Below are 18616 nucleotides of genomic sequence, written 5' to 3' on the forward strand. Positions count from 1 at the left end.
TTGGCGGCCGCTTGTGGGTGAGTACGTCGCCTGCGGGTACGGGGCTCCCGTGACCACTGACGCCACCGATCACTTCGTCCGCGTCCGCGGGGCCAGCGAGCACAACCTCCGCGACGTCGACGTCGACATCCCGCGGGACTCCCTGGTGGTGTTCACCGGCGTCTCCGGGTCGGGGAAGTCCTCGCTGGCCTTCGGCACGTTGTACGCCGAGGCGCAGCGTCGCTACTTCGAGTCGGTCGCGCCGTACGCCCGACGCCTCCTGCAGCAGGTCGGCGCCCCCCACGTCCAGGAGATCACCGGGTTGCCGCCGGCGGTGGCGCTGCAGCAGCGACGCGGGGCGGCCACCTCACGGTCCTCGGTCGGCACCATCACCACGCTGTCGAACCTGCTGCGGATCCTCTACTCGCGCTCCGGCGACTATCCGGCCCGTGCCGAGCACCTCGCCGCCGAGGCCTTCTCCCCCAACACCGTGGCCGGTGCCTGCCCGCGCTGCCACGGCCTGGGCGTCGTGCACGACGTCACCGAGGAGCTGCTCGTCCCGGACCCCTCGCTGAGCATCCGCGAGGGTGCCATCGCCGCCTGGCCGAGCGCCTGGCAGGGCGCGAACCTGCGCAGCATCGTGACGGGTCTCGGCATCGACGTCGACAAGCCGTGGCGCAGGCTGCGGAAGAAGGACCGCGACTGGCTGCTGTTCACCGACGAGCAGCCGTCGGTGCTCATCAAGCCCGAGCGCGACCGCATCGACTACGGCTACTACGGCACCTTCTGGAGCGCCCGCAAGCACGTCATGCACGTCCTCGCCGACTCCAAGAGCGAGCGGATGCGCGAGCGCGCGCTGCGGTTCGTGGTGGACACGCCCTGCCCCGACTGCCACGGCAGCGGGCTCCGCCCGGAGGCGCTCGCCGTCACGTACGCCGGCCGCTCGATCGCCGAGGTCAACGCGCTCTCCCTCACCGAGGTCGCCGACCTCCTGCGCGAGCCCGACGAGGACGACGAGGTCGCGGTCCGCATCTCCACCGACCTGGTCGCGCGCATCGAGGTGCTGCTCGACCTCGGTCTCGGCTACCTCAGCCTCGGCCGCAGCTCGACGACGCTGTCGCCCGGCGAGACCCAGCGGCTGCGCATCGCCACCCAGCTGCGCTCGGGGCTGTTCGGTGTCGTCTACGTCCTCGACGAGCCGTCCGCCGGCCTGCACCCAGCGGACGCGGAGCCACTGCTCGACGTGCTCGACCACCTGAAGGCGTCCGGCAACTCGCTGTTCGTGGTGGAGCACGACCTCGCCGTCGTACGTCGTGCCGACTGGGTCGTCGACATCGGCCCGGGCGCCGGGGCGGACGGCGGCCGGGTGCTCTACAGCGGGCCGGTCGACCGTCTCGAGGACGTCGCCGAGTCGGCCACCGGCGCCCACCTGTTCGGCCGTGCCGAGCGGCTCGAGCACGACGTCCGCGAGCCGCAGGGCTGGCTCCGGCTCTCCGGCGTCACGCGGCACAACCTGCAGGACGTGTCGGTCGACATCCCGCTCTGCGTGCTGACCGCGGTCAGCGGCGTCTCGGGCTCAGGCAAGTCGACACTGGTCAGCCAGGTCCTCGCCGAGGATCCCGAGGCCCTCGACTCCTTCGACCGCCTGGTGGTGGTCGACCAGCGCCCGATCGGCCGGACGCCGCGCTCCAACCTCGCGACGTACACCGGCATGTTCGACGCCGTACGCCGGCTCTTCGCCGCGACCGACGACGCACGGGCACGCGGGTACGGCGCCGGCCGCTTCTCCTTCAACGTGGCCGAGGGCCGCTGCGAGACCTGCCAGGGCGAGGGCTTCGTCGCGGTCGAGCTGCTCTTCCTCCCCGGCACGTACGCGCCGTGCCCGACGTGCCACGGCGCGCGGTACAACGACGAGACCCTCGAGGTCACCTACCGCGACAGGAACGTCGCGGAGGTGCTCGCCATGTCCGTGGACGAGGCCGCGGGCTTCCTGGCCGACGTGCCCGCCGCGGCCCGGAGCCTCGAGACGCTGCGCGACGTCGGGCTGGGCTACCTGCAGCTGGGACACCCGGCCACCGAGCTCAGCGGCGGCGAGGCGCAGCGCATCAAGCTGGCCACCGAGCTCCAGCGTGCGCGCCGCGGGCACGCGCTCTACCTGCTCGACGAGCCCACCACCGGCCTGCACCCGGCCGACACCGCCCTGCTGCTGCGCCAGCTGCACCGGCTCGTCGACGCCGGCAACACCGTGGTCGTGGTCGAGCACGACCTGGACGCGATCGCCACCGCCGACTGGGTCATCGACCTCGGTCCGGGCGGCGGGGACGCCGGCGGCCGGGTGGTCGCGACCGGCACCCCGGCCGACGTCGCCCGGGCCGACGGCAGTGCCACCGCGCCGTACCTGGCCCGCCGGCTCACACCAGCCAGTGGGCGTCGTACGACGGGTCGGTGAGCGCCGGCCGGTCGAGGGCGAAGGTCGGCGAGACCGAGTCCCGCTCCCCCGTCGCCAGGTCGGCGAGCAGCCGCCCGAAGGTGGGCGCGAACTTGAAGCCGTGCGCGGCTCCCAGCCCGACGGCGACCGACGGATGGCCCGGGACACGGTCGAGGACGAAGTCGCGGTCCGGCGTGAGGGTGTACTGGCAGCGCAGCGAGCGGACGGCGCGGCCGGAGCCCGGGAGCATGCGAGCCATGTGGTCGGACAGGAGACCGAGCATGGCGTCGTCGACGTCCGAGCCCCGCGAGTCCGGCTCGACGGGAGGGCCGCCGCAGTCCTGAGCCGCCTTCACGGTCGGCTCGCCGTAGCAGGGGAAGCCGTAGAACGACGGCTCGTCCATCCAGATCCACAGCGGCAGCCGGCCGGGAGCGAAGTCCTCCGGGCGCTCTGGCTCGAAGTACGTCGCCTGCTCCAGCGTGACCGTCAGCGGCAGGTCGATCCCCAGCGGCGCCAGCAGACCGGCCGTCCAGGCGTCGGCGCAGATCACGACCGAGTCGCACGAGAAGACGGTGCCGTCCGCCAGCGTCACCGACGTGTCGGTGACCGACGCGACCGGCGAGTGGTCGCAGAGCGTCGCGCCGTACCGCCGCGCGAGGTCCTGCATCGCGGCCGTGCCCGGCCCGGCGGGCACGATCGCGCCGCGGTCCTGGTACAGCCCGACGGTGCCGTCGGGCAGCGAGAACTGCGGCCACCGCGCCTCGATCGCGGCGGCGCCGAGCAGCTCGAACGGGACGCGCACCTCGGTCAGCGCCCGCGTGTAGTCGTCGAGCGGGATCGCGGCATCCACCGGGAACAGGTCGAGCCCACCGACCACCGTCACCAGCTCCTGGCCGGCGTCGACGGAGAGCAGAGCCCAGTCGTCGTAGGCCTCCTGGGTCAGCCGGACGTACTCCGGCGTGTGGTAGCTGTGCCGCAGGATCCGGCTGGTGTCATGGCTCGCGCCGCGCGCGTGGCCGAGCTCGAACTGCTCGAGACCGAGCACCGAGCGGCCCCGCTTCGCGAGGTGGTACGCCGCCGCGGAACCGAGCGCCCCGAGGCCGACGACGACGTGGTCGTAGTGCTCAACCATCGGAGAATCTCCCGAGCAGCCACCGCCGGATGTCGGCGGAGTCGTCCTCCATCGGCGCGAACCAGCCGTGCGTGTACGAGCGCGAGGACATCCCGCGCTGCACCGACTCGCAGATCGCCCAGTCCTGCTTGTTGACCAGGTCCCAGAGGTCGCCGGCGTCCGACGGGTCGAACGACGGGGCCGCGACCGCGGAGGGGTGGAACAGCAGCAGGCACTCGATCCGCGTGCGGTCGACGGCCTGCGGCAGCAGCACGAACGCCGCGACGTGGTCGGCCGACGCGGAGAGCATCAGGTTCGGGTAGACCAGCTCGCCCTTGTGCCGGGTCCGCTCGGCCTCGTCGAGACCGGGAAGCGGCGCGCGCTCCGTCGTCCCGCTCATCGTGAACGTCCACGCGCCCTCGCGATGCGGAACGCCGTTGTCCCAGTCGATGTCGGTGCCACCTCCGCCGAACGCCGGCACCAGCCGGGTGAGCTCGGGGTGCACCGGCCCGCAGTGGTAGCACTCGTTGTAGTTCTCGGCGACCACCTTGTAGTTCGCGGCCACGTCGTAGGAGAACCGCAGTCCGGTGACCAGCTCGTCGATCGCGTAGTTCGCCAGCGTCCGCGTCGGCCGCTCCATCGCGTCGGCCAGCGTCGCGGCCGGGACGCCGAGGTGGACGAACACGAAGCCCGCCCAGGCGTCGACCGCGACCGGCTTCAGCGCGAAGTCCGGCCGCTCGTCCTCGGCCAGCTCCGTGTGCGGCGCCTTCAGCAGCGAGCCGTCGAGTGCATACGTCCACGAGTGGTACGGGCAGCGCAGCGAGCCCGCCGCGGTGCACACGGGTGCCGCGCCCGGCAGCGCGGCGAACAGCTGCGAGCCTCGGTGCCGGCAGACGTTGTACGCCGCATGCAGCGCACCGTCGGTGTCACGGGTGACCAGCACCGACTCCCCCACGACGTCGACGACCGCGACGCGGCCGGGTGCGTCCAGGCCGAGGTCGGCGACGCGGCCGACGCAGAACCACTCGCCGTACAGGACCACCTCGCGCTCGCGCGCGAACGCCGCCGGGTCGACGTACATCTCCCGCGGCAGCGCCGCCTGCAGCTCACTCATGGCTCGCGACCAGGTGGCAGGCGGTCCGGTGCCCCTCGCTCGCCGGCAGCACGGGCAGCGGCACGCCCCGGCACGCGTCCTCGACCAGGACCGCGAGGCCGGACGCCAGCGCGGGGCAGCGTGGGTGGAACCGGCAGCCGCGTGGGATCTTCGTCGGGTCCGGCACCTCGCCCTCGAGGACGACCGGCTCGAGCCTCTCCATCTCGGGCACGACGGACAGCAGCGCCTGGGTGTACGGGTGCTGCGGCGCCGCCAGCACCTCCTCGGTCGGGCCGGCCTCGACGATCCGGCCGAGGTACATCACCGCGGTCCGGTCGGCGATGTTCCACGCCAGGCCGAGGTCGTGGGTGACGACCAGGACGCCGAGGCCGAGGTCGGCGCGGAGCTTGAGCAGCAGCGCGAGGATCTCGCCGCGGATCGACGCATCGAGCGACGAGACCGGCTCGTCGGCGATCAGCAGCTCCGGCTTCAGCGCGAGGGCACCCGCGATCAGCACGCGCTGCCGCTGGCCGCCGGACAGCTCGTGCGGGTAGCGCAGGAACAGCTTCTCCGGCGGCCGCAGCCCAGCAGCCGCCAGGGCGTCGGCGACCTGCTGCTCCTCGTTGTCGGTCATGCCGTGCAGGCGCAGGCCCTCGGCCACCGAGTCGTAGACGGTGTGCCGCGGGTTCAGCGCACCGGCCGGGTCCTGCAGGATCATCTGCACGCGCCGGCGGAACGGCTTGAGGTCCTTCGTGCGGTAGCCCAGCGGCTTCCCGTCGACGACCACCTGGCCGCCGGTCGGCGGCTGGAGCCCCACCAGCGTGCGGGCGAGCGTGGTCTTGCCGGACCCGGACTCCCCCACCAGCGCGACGATCTCGCCGCTGCGCACGGTCAGGTCGGCGCCGTCCAGCGCGACCGCGACGTCGCCGCCGCGCAGCTGGAACGCGACGGACAGGCCGCGCGCCTCGAGCACCAGGTCCGTCATGACGCCCCCACCTTGATGCAGGCGGCCGAGCGGTCCGGCCGCTTCAGCTCGAGCAGGGGCTCGGCCACCGTGCACTCCTCCGAGCCCAGGGGGCAGCGCGGGTGGAACGAGCAGCCCGGCGGCAGCTCGCGCGGATCCGGCGGGTCGCCGGCGAGCCCCGCCGGGGCGTAGCGCGCGGCCGGGTCGCCCACGCGCGGGAACGAGGCCCCGAGCGCGGCGGTGTACGGGTGGAGGGGCGAGGTGAACAGCTGGTCCGCCGGCCCCTGCTCGATCACGCGGCCGCCGTACATCACCGCGATCCGGTCGCTCATGTCGGCGAGCACGGACAGGTCGTGGCTGATCAGCATCAGCCCGACGCCCAGCTCCTTCACCAGCCCCGACAGCACGTCGAGCACCTGCGCCTGCACCATCACGTCGAGCGCGGTCGTCGGCTCGTCGGCCACCACCAGCGACGGCCGGCAGGCCAGCGCCATCGCGATCATCACGCGCTGCCGCTGCCCGCCGGACAGCTGGTGGGGGTACGCCCGCGCCCGCGAGGACGGCAGCCCGACCTGCTCGAGCAGCTCGCCGACCCGGCGACCCACCTCGGCGTCCGACACCGACGGCTCGTGCAGCCGGATCGGCTCGGCGATCTGCTGCCCGACGCGACGTACGGCGTTCAGCGAGTGCAGCGCGCCCTGGAACACGATCGACGCGCCGGCCCACCGCAGCGCGCGCAGGTCGCCCCACCGCATCGTCACGACGTCGTCGCCGTCGACCAGCACCTTGCCGGTGACCGTCGCGGACGCCGGCTGCAGCCGCAGCACCGTGCTCGCCAGCGTCGACTTCCCGCAGCCGGACTCCCCGGCGACGCCGACGACCTCGCCGCGGTCGACGACGAGGTCGACGTCGCGGACGGCGGGCAGCGGCCCCTCCTCGGTCCGGTAGGTGACCGACAGTCCCTCGATCCGCAGCAGCTCGCTCATCACCGGTCACGCAGCTTCGGGTTGAGGACCTCTTCGAGCGCCTGCCCGACGAGCGTGAACGCCAGCACGACGAGCACCACGCAGACGCCCGGTGGCACGAAGTACCACCACGACCCCGTCGTGATCGCGCCGATGCTGTAGGCGTCGTCGAGCATCGATCCCCACGAGACGCGGGTCGGGTCGCCGAGGCCGAGGAAGCTCAGCGTGGTCTCGGACAGGATCGCGACCGCGACCGCGAGCGTGGTGTTCGCGAACACGATCGGGACGACGTTCGGCAGCAGGTGCTTGCCGAGCAGGTGCCGGTGACCGGCACCGAGCGCCCGCGACCGCTCGACGTACGGCCGCTCCTTGATCGACAGCACCTGGCTGCGGATCAGCAGCGCGGTGCCCGGCCAGGAGGTCACGCCGATCACGATCACGATGTTCAGCAGCGACCGGCCAAGGACCGTGGCCAGCACGATCGCCAGCGGCAGGAACGGGATCACCAGGAACCACTCGGTCAGCCGGAACAGCACGGCCCCGACCCAGCGCCCGAAGTAGCCGGACGTCAGCCCGACGACCGTCCCGATCAGCACCGAGATCAGCGTCGCCATCAGGCCGACGAACAGCGAGATCCGCGCGCCCCAGATCAACAGCGTGAGCACCGAACGCCCGTTGGCGTCCGTGCCGAGCCAGTACTCGCTCGACGGCGGCGCCAGGATCGGGCCGTCCGCCTGCGTGACCGACAGGCCGGACTCGGACGCGAGCACCGGCGCCAACAGCGCGACCGCGACGAAGAAGACCAGCACGCACAGCCCGGCCATGCCGGTGCGACTGCGCCGGAACAGCCTCCACGCCCGCGCCCGGCCGGCCCGCCGGCGCCGGCGGGCGAGCTGCTTCGAGGTGAGCGTGACCGCCCCGGAGGTCACGTCGGCACTCATGTGCGCACCCGCGGGTCGAGCCAGCCGTAGAGCAGGTTGGCGCCGAGGTTCGCGGCGATCACCGTCGCCGACGACAGCATGAAGATGCCTTGCAGCAGCCAGTAGTCCGGCACCGCGAGCGCCTCGGTCGTGAGCAGCCCGAGGCCCGGGATCGAGAAGACCGTCTCGACCGTGATCGCCCCGGCGACCACGAACCCGAAGTTGAGGGAGACCACCGTGGTGGTCGGCAGCAGCGCGTTGGGTACGGCGTGCTTGTCGCGGACCCGCGCGTCGCGCAGCCCCTTCGCCCGCGCCGTCGTCAGGTAGTCCGACCGCAGCTCGTCGATCAGTGAGCTGCGCATGATCAGCGCGTAGTCGGCGAGGTAGGCCAGCGTCAGCGTCGTCACCGGCAGGACCAGGTGCCAGAGGGTGTCGAGGACCCCCTGGAGCGACGTCGGGTCGACGTCGACCGAGTGCAGCCCGCCGGTCGGGAAGATGCCCGGCAGCGGACCGATGCCGACGGCGAAGGCCGCGATCAGGAGCAGGCCGAGCCACCACTCGGGCATCGAGTACAGCGTCAACGACCCGCCGGTGGTGAACCGGTCGAACCTGCTCGACCGGTCCCATCCGGCACGGATGCCCAGCCAGATCCCGATGACCGCGGCGAGGACGGTCGATCCGCCCACCAGCAGCAGCGTCGGCCAGAGCCGCTCGACCAGGATGTCGGAGACGTTCTTGTGGTACAGGATCGAGTAGCCGAGGTCGCCCTGGAGCGTGTTCTTCAGGAACGTCAGGAACTGCTCGCCGAGGCCCTGGTCGAGCCCGTAGGTCCGGTTGAACTCCTCGAGCTGCTCGGGCGTGCTGAGCCGGCCGCGCCCGAGCGTCCGCGCCGGGTCGCCGGGCAGCACACGGAACAGGAAGAAGTTCACGACCAGCATGAACAGCAGGCTCCCGAGGGCGCCCAGCACCTTGACGCCGGCGTAACGGCCGTAGCCACTCCGGCGTCGTCGTGGCTGCGCGGCCTCGGCCGCCGCGGCGGCCGGGTCGGCGGCAGCGACCGTCACTCGCGGTCCGCCTCGGTGGCCCGCTTGCGCGCCAGCATGACCCCTCCGCCGGCGAGCATCGCGAGGAACACGACCCCGATCGCGACCAGCACCCAGGTGTTCATGCTGTCGTCGTTCTCCGCCGGCGATGACGCCTGCGTCGCGTTGGCCTCGCCAGCGCACTCGTCGGCGTTCTCGGCCGTCTGCATGTTCAGGTAGTTGTAGATGCCCGACTGGAACAGCCACACCCCGCCGGGGTCGGGCTGCGGGACCAGGCACGCGAACCGGTCGCTGCGGAACGCCTCGCCGATGGTGTCGTACGCCGTCACGAGGTACGGCGCGTCCTCGTACAGGATCTGCTGCATCTCGTGGACCATCTCCGCGCGGGCGTCCTGGTCCATCTCGACCTGCTGCGCCTCGAAGAGCGCGTCGTACTCGGGGTTGCTGTACCAGGTGTCCGACCAGCTGCCGAGCTGGTCGGTGGTCATGTAGCTGAGCATCGACGTCGGATCCGGGTCGACGTACCAACCCCACTCGAACGCGTCGAAGTCGCCGTCCAGGATCACGTTGGTGAGCTTGTTCGACTCCATGCTCACCACCTCGCCCTCGATGCCGATGTCGGCGAGCCACTCCTGGAAGAAGTTCATGGTGTTGAGCGACGTCGGCGACTCCGAGCGCGCCGCGAGCCGCAGCGTGCCGATCGGCGAGCCGTCCGGCATGGTGCGCAGTCCGTCGTCACCCATCGTGTAGCCGGCCTCGTCGAGCAGCTCGCCGGCCTTCTCCGGGTCGTAGGTGTACGCCTCGTCGGCTGGTGGCTCCCAGCGCCAGGTCGTGAACGCGGGCGGGATGATCACCGAGCCCGCGACACCGGCGCCCTGGTAGACCTTCTCGAGCAGCTCCTCGGTGTCGATCGCGTAGCCCAGTGCGTGGCGGAACGCCTGGTCCTGGACCGCCGGGTTCCCGTCGCCCATCGGCTCGCCGGTCTTCAGGTCGATCGCACCGGTGTTGAACGCGATCTCGTTGAAGCTCGGGGCGTTGCCGTTGGTGGCGGTGATGCCCTCCTGGCCCTCCAGCGACTTCACCTGCAGGGCGTTGATGCCGTCGACGAAGTCGACCTCACCCTTGATCAGGGCCTGGATCATCGGGTCCTGCGACTTGTAGACGCGGAACACCACGCGGTCGAGGTTCGACGCGCCCTGCCAGTAGTCCGGGTTCTGCTCGAAGACGTACGTCGAGCCGCCGGCGCTGCCCTCGACGAGGCGGAACGGTCCCGACCCCACCGGCGGCGTACCCCCGTCGGGCTCGTTCAGGTACGTCTTGACGTCCTTCTCCTCGATGTCCTTCCAGATGTGCTCGGGGACGATCGGGATCGGCAGCAGCGGCAGGCTGGAGTTCGGCTTCTTCAGCGTGAGGACCAGCGTGGTGTCGTCCGGGGCGGTCACCTCGGTGACCTGACCGAGGTAGGAGCCCCAGGTCGCGGCCTCGGGCCCGCCGTCGATGATCCGGTTGTAGGTGAACGCGATGTCGGCCGCCGTCAACGGCTCCCCGTCGGACCAGGTCGCCTCGTCGGTGATGTCGAAGGTCCACGTGAGCCCGTCGTCCGACGTCTCCCAGCTCGTCGCCAGCGACGGCTCGATCGAGAGGTCCTTGGTCGAGTACGTGATCAGGTAGTCGTACATCAGGGCCCACATCTCGTACGACGTGACCTCGATGCCGACGAACGGGTTGAGCGAGTCGGCGTCGTTGAGCATCGCGACGGTCAGCGTGACGTCGTCGTCCGCGGCCTGCGCCGGCGACGACTGCGCCATCAGTCCGGGGGCCAGGCCGGCGAGCAGCAGCGCGCCCGCAGCCACGAGGGACGTGCGTCGATTCCGGCGTGTGCGCATGAGTGCTCCCCAGTCCTTGAACTGCCGCTTGAACTGCCGTTCAGGTGTTCTTACCTCATCCGGCGCCTCATGGGGAGGGACTGGCCGCCCTAAATCCGCGAAATCGTCGGTATTGCAACCAGTTCGAAACAGAATCCGGGGTCGGCAGCCGCTCCCGTGACGAAATCGGCGTACCTTGGCCCGCGTGACGGCTCCTCCACCCGTGGGCACACCGGAAGCACCCCAGACCCCGTTCGAGCACACCGAGCACGGGGTGTCGCGTCCCGATCCGTACCGGTGGATGGCCGACGGCGGTGACCGGCTGCTCACCCACCTCGAGGCCGAGCGGGCGTTCTACGACACCTCGACGTCCCACCTCCGGGACCTGGCGGCGCAGCTCGACGCCGAGATGGTCGCGCGGGTCCCGGCCGAGGAGACCTCGCCGCGCTGGCAGCGCGCCCGGCACTGGTACGCGACGTCCACCCCGGCCGGGGCGGAGTACGCGAACATCGTGCGCGGCACGGCCGACGGCCAGGAGACGGTCCTCGACGTCGTGGCGATGGCCGCGGGCGCGGACTACTTCGAGCTCGGCGTGACGCTGGTCAGCCCCGACGAGGACGTGCTCGCCCACTCGGCCGACCGCACCGGCGACGAGGTCTACGAGCTCCGCTTCCGCGACCTGCGCACCGGCGCCGACCTCGACGAGGTGGTGCCCCGCACCTACTACAGCGGCGCGTGGAGCGCGGACTCCGCCTGGTTCTTCTACACGGTGCACGACGACGCCTACCGGCCGTTCCAGGTCCGGCGTCACCGCGTGGGTACGCCGGTGGCCGACGACGTGCTCGTGCTGGAGGAGCCCGACGAGCGGTTCGAGGTGCAGGTCCGCGGCACCCGCAGCGGGGACTGCATCGTGATCTGGAGCGAGAGCAACACGACCTCGGAGTGCTGGGTCGTGGACGCGCACGACGTGACCCGCGGGCCGTGGTCGGTGGGCGGTCGCCGCGACGGCGTCCGCTACCACGCCGAGCACCGCCGCCGACCCGACGGCGGCACGGACCTGCTGGTCGTGACCGACCACGACGCGGTCGAGTCGCGGCTGATGACCGCGCCCGTCCCCGACGGTGCCGACCAGGACGCGTCGGTCTGGGTCGAGGCGCGCGCCGAGTCCCGCTGGCAGCGGCTGCTGCGCGCGGACGCGTTCGCCGGGTGCGTGCTGCTGACGGTCCGGGAGGACGGCGAGCGCAGGCTCGTCCGGGTCCCCCACGACGACCTGGCCGGCGGGCACGGGTGGAACGAGATGGACGGCGACCTGCTCCGCTCGCCGCAGTACGACGCCACCTCGGTCCTGGTGCTCGAGGAGTCGTGGATCGAGCCGGGGGTGGCGATCTCGTGGGACTTCGAGTCCGGCCTGCTCGACCGGGTCTGGCGGGAGGAGGCGCCCGGCCACGACCCCGAGCGGTACGTGAGCGAGCGGCGTACGTTCCCCTCCGCGGACGGCACCGAGGTCCCCGCGACGCTGGTGCGGCACAAGCACACCCCGCTCGACGGCACCGCGCCCGCACTCGTCTACGGCTACGGGTCCTACGAGGCCGTCGACGAGCCGGCGTGGGACCCGGCGCTGCCGAGCCTGCTCGACCGCGGCGTGGTCTGGGTCTACGCCCACAACCGCGGCGGCGGTGAGCTCGGTCGGCGCTGGTACCTCGACGGCAAGCTCGCGAACAAGCAGCACACGTTCGACGACCAGATCGCGGTGGCGGACGGCCTCGCCCGCGACGGCCTCGTCGACCCGGCCCGGATCGCGACCCGCGGGCTGTCGGCCGGCGGGCTCCTGCAGGGGGCGGTGTTCAGCCAGCGGCCCGATCGGTGGCGCGCGGTCGTCGCCGAGGTGCCGTTCGTCGACGTGGTGAGCACGATGTTCGACGCCTCGATCCCGCTGACGATCACCGAGTGGGACGAGTGGGGCGACCCGCGGAAGAAGCCCGAGTTCGACTGGATGCTGGCGTACTCGCCGTACGACAACGTCCCGGCGGCCGGGACCCGGCCCGACCTGCTCGTCACCGGCGCCGTGCACGATCCGCGGGTGATGGTCCACGAGCCCGCGAAGTGGGTCGCCCGGCTCCGCGAGACCGACCCGGAGTGGTCGCCGCGCTGCCTGTTCCGGGTCGAGACCGGCGCCGGTGCGCACGTCGGGCCGTCGGGCCGGTTCGGCCACCTGGCCTACGAGGCCGAGGTATACGCCTGGGTCCTGGACCGGTTGGCATGAGCGATCTCCACACCGAGGTCCTCGAGGTCGCGCGGGCGCTGATCCGCTGCGACACCAGCAACGCGCCCGGGTACGCCGGCAACGAGACGCTCGCGGCGTCGTACCTGCACGAGTACCTCACCGACGCCGGCGTCGACTGCGAGCTGGTCGCGCGCGACCCGCACCGCGCCAACCTGGTGGCCCGGATCCCTGGCTCCGGCGAGGCCCCGTCGTTGGCGTTCGTCGGCCACCTCGACGTGGTGCCGGCCGACCCTCGGGACTGGACGCACCCGCCGTTCGCGGCGGTCGTCGACGAGGGCGGCTGGCTGTGGGGCCGCGGCGCGATCGACATGAAGAACGAGGTCGCGGCCCGGGCGGTCGCGATGGCGGCGCTCGCGCGCGAGGGCTTCCGGCCGCGTGGCGACCTCTGGCTGATCGCGGTCGCCGACGAGGAGGACGGTACGGCGGACGTCGGCATGCGGTGGCTTCTCGAGGCCCGGCCCGACATCCGACCGGACCTCGCGATCAACGAGGGCGGCGGCGAGCGGCTGCCGCTGGCCGACGGGCGTGTCGTGCAGACGGTCAGCATCGGCGAGAAGGGCACGTTCCCGGCCCGCGTCGTCGCGGTCGGCGAGGCCGGCCACGCGTCGACGCCGGACGTCGGGGCGAACGCCGTACCGCTCCTGGCCGAGCTGCTCCGCCGCGTCGGGCCGGGCATGCCCACGCCCCAGGAGTCGCCGCACGTCGACGCGATGCTGGCGGTGCTGCTCGGCGGGTACGACGACCGCGGCGAGGCGCTGCGTGACGCGGCCGCGCTGCACCCGGTGCTCGCGCACACGATCCCGGCGCTGGGCGGCATCACGATGGCGCCGACCCTCCTCGAGGGCTCGTTCAAGCGGAACGTGATGCCGGCGCGGGCGTCGGTCGAGCTCGACTGCCGGATCCTGCCGGGCACGACCGAGGCGGACGTCGAGCGCGCGGTGCGCGGGCGGCTCGGCTCGGACCTGCCCTACGAGCTGGAGTGGCCGGAGGAGCTGGTCGCGGGCAGCGCGTCCTCACCGGAGACCGGGCTGATGGACGCGATCTCGCGGGTGCTGGTCGCCTCCGGCGACGACGCGGAGCTGCTGCCGATGCTGTGCACGGGGTTCACGGACTCGGTCTACCTGCGCGCGGCGGGAACCCCGACGGCATACGGCTTCAGCCCGTTCCGCTCGACGTCGGCGGAGGTGCTGACGGCGGGGTTCCACAACGCCGACGAGCGGGTGCACGTCGACGACCTGCTGCTGTCCGTGGAGTTCCACGTCGCGCTGGCGAAGGAGCTCCTGGGTTAGCCGAGCGGGCGACGCCACTCCGCGACGCCGGCGTCGAGGTGCAGCTCGGCATCGGTCTGCTCGGCGGCCTCGGGGTCGTGCGTGGCCATCACGACGATCGCGCCGCGGATCGCCTCGACCCGCAGCGCCGCCACGGCCTTCTCGCGGTTGGCCGCGTCCAGGTCGCTGGTCGGCTCGTCGGCGAGCAGGACGTCGGCGCGCGCGGCGAGCGCGCGGGCGATCGCGACCCGCTGCTGCTGACCGCCGGACAGCTCCTCGATCAGGTGGTTGCCGGACTCCTCGAGCCCGACGGCGGCCAGCGCCTCCTCGGTGCGCCGGTGCGCCTCCTCGGCGTCGACGCCCTGGCTGAGCAGCGGCACCACGATGTTCTCCGTGGCGGTCAGGGACGACGCCAGGCCGTTGCCCTGGGGCACGACGACGACGCCCAGCCTCGCCGCCTGCTCGCGGTCGGTGAGCACGGTGTCGCCGAGGTGCACGGTTCCTCCGGTCGGGCGCAGCGCCGCGGCGAGGGCCCAGAGCAGCGTGGACTTCCCGGCGCCGGACGGGCCGGTGACCGAGACCAGCTGCCCCGGTCGCACCTGCAGGTCCAGCGGCTGGAGCGCCACCAGGTCGTCGTACGACACGGTCAGCGCCTCGGCGCGCAGATCACTCATCGACCTTCTCCTCCGCGATCAGGACGTAGCCGTCGTCCGTGAGGTGGAAGCGGACCAGGGTGCCGGGCAGCAGGTCCTCGCGCACGTGCAGCGGCAGGGGCAGGAAGCCGTCGGGCGTGACCACGGCGTACTCCTCGCCACTGCGGCCCTCTCCCCCGACCCGGCCGTCGCGGATCGTGATCGTGCGCGGCAGGAACGCCGCCACGTCCGGGTCGTGGGTCACGATGACGACCGTGGTGCCGAGCTGACGGTTGGCGTCCGCGATCGACGCGAGCACCTTGTCGCGCGCGGCGTGGTCGAGCTGGCTGGTCGGCTCGTCGGCGAGCAGCAGGCCGGGCCGCGACGCCATCGCGACGGCCAGCGCGGCGAGCTGCCGGTGCCCGGGGGTCAGCGTCGCGAGCGGCGTGTGCGCCTCGGCCTCCAGACCGACCCCGGCGAGCACCTCGTCCGGCTCGGGCAGGTCCTTGCCGGTCTTGCGCGCGGCGCCCTGGGCGAAGCGGACGTTCTCGTACGGCGTGTAGTACGGCAGCAGGTTGCGGCTGGCGCCCTGCAGCATCAGCGCCACGTCCTTCGCCCGCATCTCGTCGAGCTCGCGGGGCGTGGCCTGCGACAGCTCGATCGCGCCGACGTGCACCTTGCCGGCGCTGGGCTTGAACACGCCCGCGAGCAGGCTCAGCAGCGTCGACTTGCCGGCGCCGGACGGGCCGAGCAGGCCGACCATCTCACCCGGCGCGACGTCCAGGTCGACGCCGGACAGCGCCGCGACCTCGTGCCCCTCGGACCGGTAGATGTGCACCAGTCGTCGCGTGCTGACACGGGTGCCGTGGGTGCTCCCCTGCATGCTCATAGCGTCTCCCGGAGCCGTCGGATGTCGGAGCGTCCGGCCAGCGCCCGGCCGATCAGCACGCTGCCCAGGCCGAGCACCACCAGCGCGCCCAGCGTGGCGAGCACGACACCGCCCCACGCGGTGCCGAGGTCGAGCGTCGAGACCTCGGGGGCCGCGGCGAACAGCGGCACGATCGGCAGCGCGAGCCGGGCACCGATCAGGCCGGCGAGCGCACCGGCTGCGACGCCGACGACCACTGCGGGCAGCTGCGCGGCGACCGCCATCGCGCCGATCGAACGCGAGGGCACGCCGCTCATCCGCAGCGCCGCCAGGTCGCGGGTGCGGAACCGCCAGCTGCTGGCCGCGCTCACCACCAGCACCAGCAGCGCGATCACCAGCGCCGCCGCTCCGATCAGCGCCGCCAGCTGGAGGCTCCACGCGGCGGTCGACTCGTCGTACCCCTGGCGGACGCCGGCGAGCGACGTCGTGCCGGAGAGGTCGACGCCGTGCTCGTCGAGCGCCGCGGTGACGTCGGCGAGCAGCGCGTCGTCGTCCTCGGCGAACCACAGCTCGATCACCGCCGACGACGTGATCGCGCTGCCGCGCTCGACCAGGTCGAGGTTCACGACCGCCGTCTCGGTCGGCGACGCGGGGACCCGCTCGAGCGTCGCGACCCGGGCCGCGTCGCTCTCCTCGCCGTCGATGTTCACGAGCGAGAACCTGTTGTCGTCGCTGCCCGGCGGCAGGTCACCGGCGACCAGCGCCGGAACCGTTCCCGGCAGCCAGACCTGGGACATCGTCAGCTCCGAGGCGCCGTTGCCGTGCACCTCGATCGTCAGCTCCTCGGGGTCGTCCGAGATCGGCGTGACGCTGCCGTCGTTGGCGTCGTCGAACGGCGCCCAGAGGTACGCCGGCCCGAGGTCGACCGGGTCGTCACCGGTGTCGGACACGCCCACCAGGTTGCGGAACGTCGCGCTGCCGTCGATGGTCGCGCCGGGCAGCGTGCGCAGCCAGATGCCGGTCAGGTAGCAGCCCTCGCGGCACCCGACGGGGACGTCGACGGGCGTGTGCTCGGCGGGTTCCGAGAGCTCGCCGAGCAGCACCCGCAGGGTCTCGCCACGCTCGTTGATGATGTCGAAGCCGAGCTGCACCGGGTGCGGCTCGCCGTCGAGGCGCTTCGAGCGCAGGGTGGAGTCGTCGATGTCGACGGTGAGGCTGCTTCCGGTGATCTGGATCGGCTCGGCCTCGGGGACCGCGATCCGGTCCCAGAGCGCCGGGTCCGGTGCGCCGCCGGGGAACAGCGCGATGTCCTGGAACTCGTCGGGCACCACGGCGAGCGTGCTCGACGCGTCCTTGCCCGGCGGGATCAGCCGCACCACCGGGGTGACCAACTCGCCGTCGGGGTCGACCTCGTCGAGCGCGTTGCGCACCGCAGCGAGGTCCGGCCCGACCACGTCGGCGACCAGCGCTGCGCCGGCACCCTGCTCGGAGGCGGACGCCCGGTTGCGGTCGCCGACCAGCAGCGCGTCCGCGGAGAACACCGCGAGCGCGGAGGCGAGCGTCACGATCGCGACGATCCGGCGGGTGGCCGGGCTGCGGGCGGCGTCGAGGAAGCTCACGCCCGCGCGGACGCGGCCGTTCCTCAGGAACCGTCGGCCCGCGACGGCCGCGATCGGCGTGGTCAGGTGCGCGAGCACCATGCCGACGACGATCGCGAGCAGGCCGGGCGCGGCCAGGGCGATCGGACCCTCGAGACCGCCGGTGGCGAACAGCACGACGACGGATCCGGCGCCCGCGATCACCAGCGCCTCCGCGACGCCGAGCGCGAAGCCCGTCGGCCGCGGCGGCACCCGGCGCAGCAGCGTCTCGACCGGCTCGCGGGAGACGCGCAGCACGGCGAGCACCGTGACGGAGGTCAGCACCACGGCCGCGAGCACGACCGCCGCGACGAGCGGGACGCCGAGCTCGAACGGCGCGCTGCCCGGCAGCACCGACGTACGTGCCAGGGCGACGCCGGCGACGGCGAGGAGGACGCCGGGTACGACGCCGGCGAGCGTGACGGGCAGCAGCTCGCCGAGCAGCAACCGCCGCGCGCCCTGGCGGCCGCGCCCGCGCAGCCGGGCCAGCGCCACCTCGGGGCGGCGCTGCTCGGTGACGGCGAGGAGCACCAGCCAGAGCACGACCACGGCGAGCAGGCCGAGCTGCGCCATCAGCAGGGGGACGGTGATCCGCGACTGCTTGGTCTGCTCGCGGATCTCGTCGGCGATGTCGGGGAGGCCGGAGTAGACGTCGATCGAGACGCCGTTGGCGGGGTCGCGCCGGGCGTCGTCGGCGAGCCGCTCGATCTCGTCACCGAGGGCGAGGACGTCGTCGACACCGACGGCGTCCGCGTTCAGGGGGTAGCCGACCGTGGACGCCTGGTTCGGCAGCGGCGGCATCTCCGAGGAGTCGAACGTCCCGCGCTCGGTCAGCCAGATGTCGTGCTGGACGTGGGGCGGCGGGGTCGAGTCGACGACGCCGGAGAGGCCGGTGAGGTTCAGGCCGAACCAGTAGTCGTCGCGCTGCTGCTCGTAGATCCCGGTGACGACCAGCGGGACGCTCGGCACCACGGTCCGCTCGCCGCGGTCGCGCGGGATGCCGGAGACCCGGACCGTGTCGCCCGCGCCGAGCCCGAAGTTCTCGGCGTCGGCCTCGCTGATCGCGATCTCGCCGGCGGCGTCGGGACAGGAGCCCTCGACCATCGTGACGTGCTCGCACTGCCCCTCGCGCCAGATCAGCTGGCCGCGCGGGTCGGAGGAGGCGCCGGGCTCGGAGACCACGAGCGCGGAGTAGCCCAGGACGGGGTCGCCGTACGAGCCGCGCAGGTCCTCGGGCAGCTCGTCGGCGACCACCTCGGGCGAGGGCGGGTCGGTGCGGTTGTGGGAGGCGAACGTGAAGCCGCCGAGCTGCGTCGTGCCGGTCATCTGCAGACCGGCGACCGCGGCCGGCGTCCGCGCGATCGAGATGTCGGTCAGCGCCTGGCGCATCGCCCGGTCGTACATGGGTGCGAACGCCGCACACGCGGTGATCAGTGCCGCCAGCGTGGCGATCGCCACCGCCTGGAACGGCCGGTACCTCAGCCTCATCCCGCCCTCTCCCGGTCACAAACCCCGCCACTCTCTCATCCGTACGCTGTGACATCGCCGCCGGTTGCAGG

General features: G+C 72.6%; 13 protein-coding genes. 3 read left to right on the forward strand and 10 right to left on the reverse strand.

Going from position 1 to position 18616, the window contains the following annotated elements:
* Positions 1-49: 49 nt before the first annotated feature.
* Positions 50-2428, forward strand: coding sequence for an excinuclease ABC subunit UvrA (locus MJ604_RS22205; protein ID WP_243060901.1), 2379 nt, complete (start codon positions 50-52; stop codon positions 2426-2428).
* Here MJ604_RS22205 and solA read toward each other — a convergent pair.
* Genes solA through MJ604_RS22240 form a run of 7 tightly spaced genes read right to left on the reverse strand, consistent with a single transcriptional unit; the run spans position 2391 to position 10389 of the window.
* A complete protein-coding gene (solA, locus tag MJ604_RS22210; RefSeq protein ID WP_243060902.1) occupies positions 2391-3539 on the reverse strand; it encodes an N-methyl-L-tryptophan oxidase in 1149 nt (382 codons plus the stop codon). The two genes, MJ604_RS22205 and solA, sit on opposite strands and share 38 nt — an antisense overlap.
* On the reverse strand, positions 3532-4632 hold the full coding sequence (locus tag MJ604_RS22215; RefSeq protein WP_243060903.1) for an aromatic ring-hydroxylating dioxygenase subunit alpha: 1101 nt from the start codon (positions 4630-4632) through the stop codon (positions 3532-3534). The genes solA and MJ604_RS22215 overlap by 8 nt, the downstream gene beginning before the upstream one ends.
* Positions 4625-5596, reverse strand: a complete 972-nt coding sequence (locus tag MJ604_RS22220; protein WP_243060904.1) for an ABC transporter ATP-binding protein — start codon at positions 5594-5596, stop codon at positions 4625-4627. Before MJ604_RS22220 ends, MJ604_RS22215 begins: the two co-directional genes overlap by 8 nt.
* On the reverse strand, positions 5593-6561 hold the full coding sequence (locus tag MJ604_RS22225; RefSeq protein WP_243060905.1) for an ABC transporter ATP-binding protein: 969 nt from the start codon (positions 6559-6561) through the stop codon (positions 5593-5595). The genes MJ604_RS22220 and MJ604_RS22225 overlap by 4 nt, the downstream gene beginning before the upstream one ends.
* On the reverse strand, positions 6561-7481 hold the full coding sequence (locus MJ604_RS22230) for an ABC transporter permease (protein WP_243060906.1): 921 nt from the start codon (positions 7479-7481) through the stop codon (positions 6561-6563). The genes MJ604_RS22225 and MJ604_RS22230 overlap by 1 nt, the downstream gene beginning before the upstream one ends.
* Positions 7478-8524 carry an ABC transporter permease gene (locus MJ604_RS22235; protein WP_243060907.1) on the reverse strand — a complete coding sequence of 349 codons (1047 nt, stop codon included), beginning with the start codon at positions 8522-8524 and terminating at the stop codon, positions 7478-7480. Before MJ604_RS22235 ends, MJ604_RS22230 begins: the two co-directional genes overlap by 4 nt.
* Complete coding sequence (locus MJ604_RS22240; protein ID WP_243060908.1) at positions 8521-10389, reverse strand: ABC transporter substrate-binding protein; 1869 nt, start codon at positions 10387-10389, stop codon at positions 8521-8523. The genes MJ604_RS22235 and MJ604_RS22240 overlap by 4 nt, the downstream gene beginning before the upstream one ends.
* A gap of 184 nt (positions 10390-10573) precedes the next feature.
* Here MJ604_RS22240 and MJ604_RS22245 point away from each other — a divergent pair, with 184 nt between their 5' ends.
* Positions 10574-12631 carry a prolyl oligopeptidase family serine peptidase gene (locus MJ604_RS22245; protein ID WP_243060909.1) on the forward strand — a complete coding sequence of 686 codons (2058 nt, stop codon included), beginning with the start codon at positions 10574-10576 and terminating at the stop codon, positions 12629-12631.
* Positions 12628-13941, forward strand: a complete 1314-nt coding sequence (locus MJ604_RS22250; protein ID WP_243060910.1) for a M20/M25/M40 family metallo-hydrolase — start codon at positions 12628-12630, stop codon at positions 13939-13941. The genes MJ604_RS22245 and MJ604_RS22250 overlap by 4 nt, the downstream gene beginning before the upstream one ends.
* Here the strand turns inward: MJ604_RS22250 and MJ604_RS22255 are convergent.
* Genes MJ604_RS22255 through MJ604_RS22265 form a run of 3 tightly spaced genes read right to left on the reverse strand, consistent with a single transcriptional unit; the run spans position 13938 to position 18545 of the window.
* Positions 13938-14594 carry an ATP-binding cassette domain-containing protein gene (locus tag MJ604_RS22255; RefSeq protein WP_243060911.1) on the reverse strand — a complete coding sequence of 219 codons (657 nt, stop codon included), beginning with the start codon at positions 14592-14594 and terminating at the stop codon, positions 13938-13940. The two genes, MJ604_RS22250 and MJ604_RS22255, sit on opposite strands and share 4 nt — an antisense overlap.
* Positions 14587-15435, reverse strand: a complete 849-nt coding sequence (locus tag MJ604_RS22260; protein WP_243060912.1) for an ABC transporter ATP-binding protein — start codon at positions 15433-15435, stop codon at positions 14587-14589. Before MJ604_RS22260 ends, MJ604_RS22255 begins: the two co-directional genes overlap by 8 nt.
* A 2-nt stretch (positions 15436-15437) precedes the next feature.
* Positions 15438-18545 carry an FtsX-like permease family protein gene (locus tag MJ604_RS22265; RefSeq protein ID WP_243060913.1) on the reverse strand — a complete coding sequence of 1036 codons (3108 nt, stop codon included), beginning with the start codon at positions 18543-18545 and terminating at the stop codon, positions 15438-15440.
* Between the last annotated feature and the right edge of the window lie 71 nt (positions 18546-18616).

It is taken from the genome of Nocardioides sp. SR21, assembly GCF_022761125.1.
In the GTDB taxonomy this organism is placed as follows: domain Bacteria; phylum Actinomycetota; class Actinomycetes; order Propionibacteriales; family Nocardioidaceae; genus Nocardioides.

Excerpts from the sequence above, each read along its gene's own strand:
- MJ604_RS22215 (WP_243060903.1), bottom strand. The coding sequence starts at position 4,632 with ATGAGTGAGCTGCAGGCGGCGCTGCCGCGGGAGATGTACGTCGACCCG.
- MJ604_RS22250 (WP_243060910.1), top strand. The coding sequence starts at position 12,628 with ATGAGCGATCTCCACACCGAGGTCCTCGAGGTCGCGCGGGCGCTGATC.
- solA (WP_243060902.1), bottom strand. The coding sequence starts at position 3,539 with ATGGTTGAGCACTACGACCACGTCGTCGTCGGCCTCGGGGCGCTCGGT.
- MJ604_RS22260 (WP_243060912.1), bottom strand. The coding sequence starts at position 15,435 with ATGCAGGGGAGCACCCACGGCACCCGTGTCAGCACGCGACGACTGGTG.
- MJ604_RS22220 (WP_243060904.1), bottom strand. The coding sequence starts at position 5,596 with ATGACGGACCTGGTGCTCGAGGCGCGCGGCCTGTCCGTCGCGTTCCAG.
- MJ604_RS22240 (WP_243060908.1), bottom strand. The coding sequence starts at position 10,389 with ATGCGCACACGCCGGAATCGACGCACGTCCCTCGTGGCTGCGGGCGCG.
- MJ604_RS22265 (WP_243060913.1), bottom strand. The coding sequence starts at position 18,545 with ATGAGGCTGAGGTACCGGCCGTTCCAGGCGGTGGCGATCGCCACGCTG.
- MJ604_RS22225 (WP_243060905.1), bottom strand. The coding sequence starts at position 6,561 with ATGAGCGAGCTGCTGCGGATCGAGGGACTGTCGGTCACCTACCGGACC.
- MJ604_RS22230 (WP_243060906.1), bottom strand. The coding sequence starts at position 7,481 with ATGAGTGCCGACGTGACCTCCGGGGCGGTCACGCTCACCTCGAAGCAG.
- MJ604_RS22255 (WP_243060911.1), bottom strand. The coding sequence starts at position 14,594 with ATGAGTGATCTGCGCGCCGAGGCGCTGACCGTGTCGTACGACGACCTG.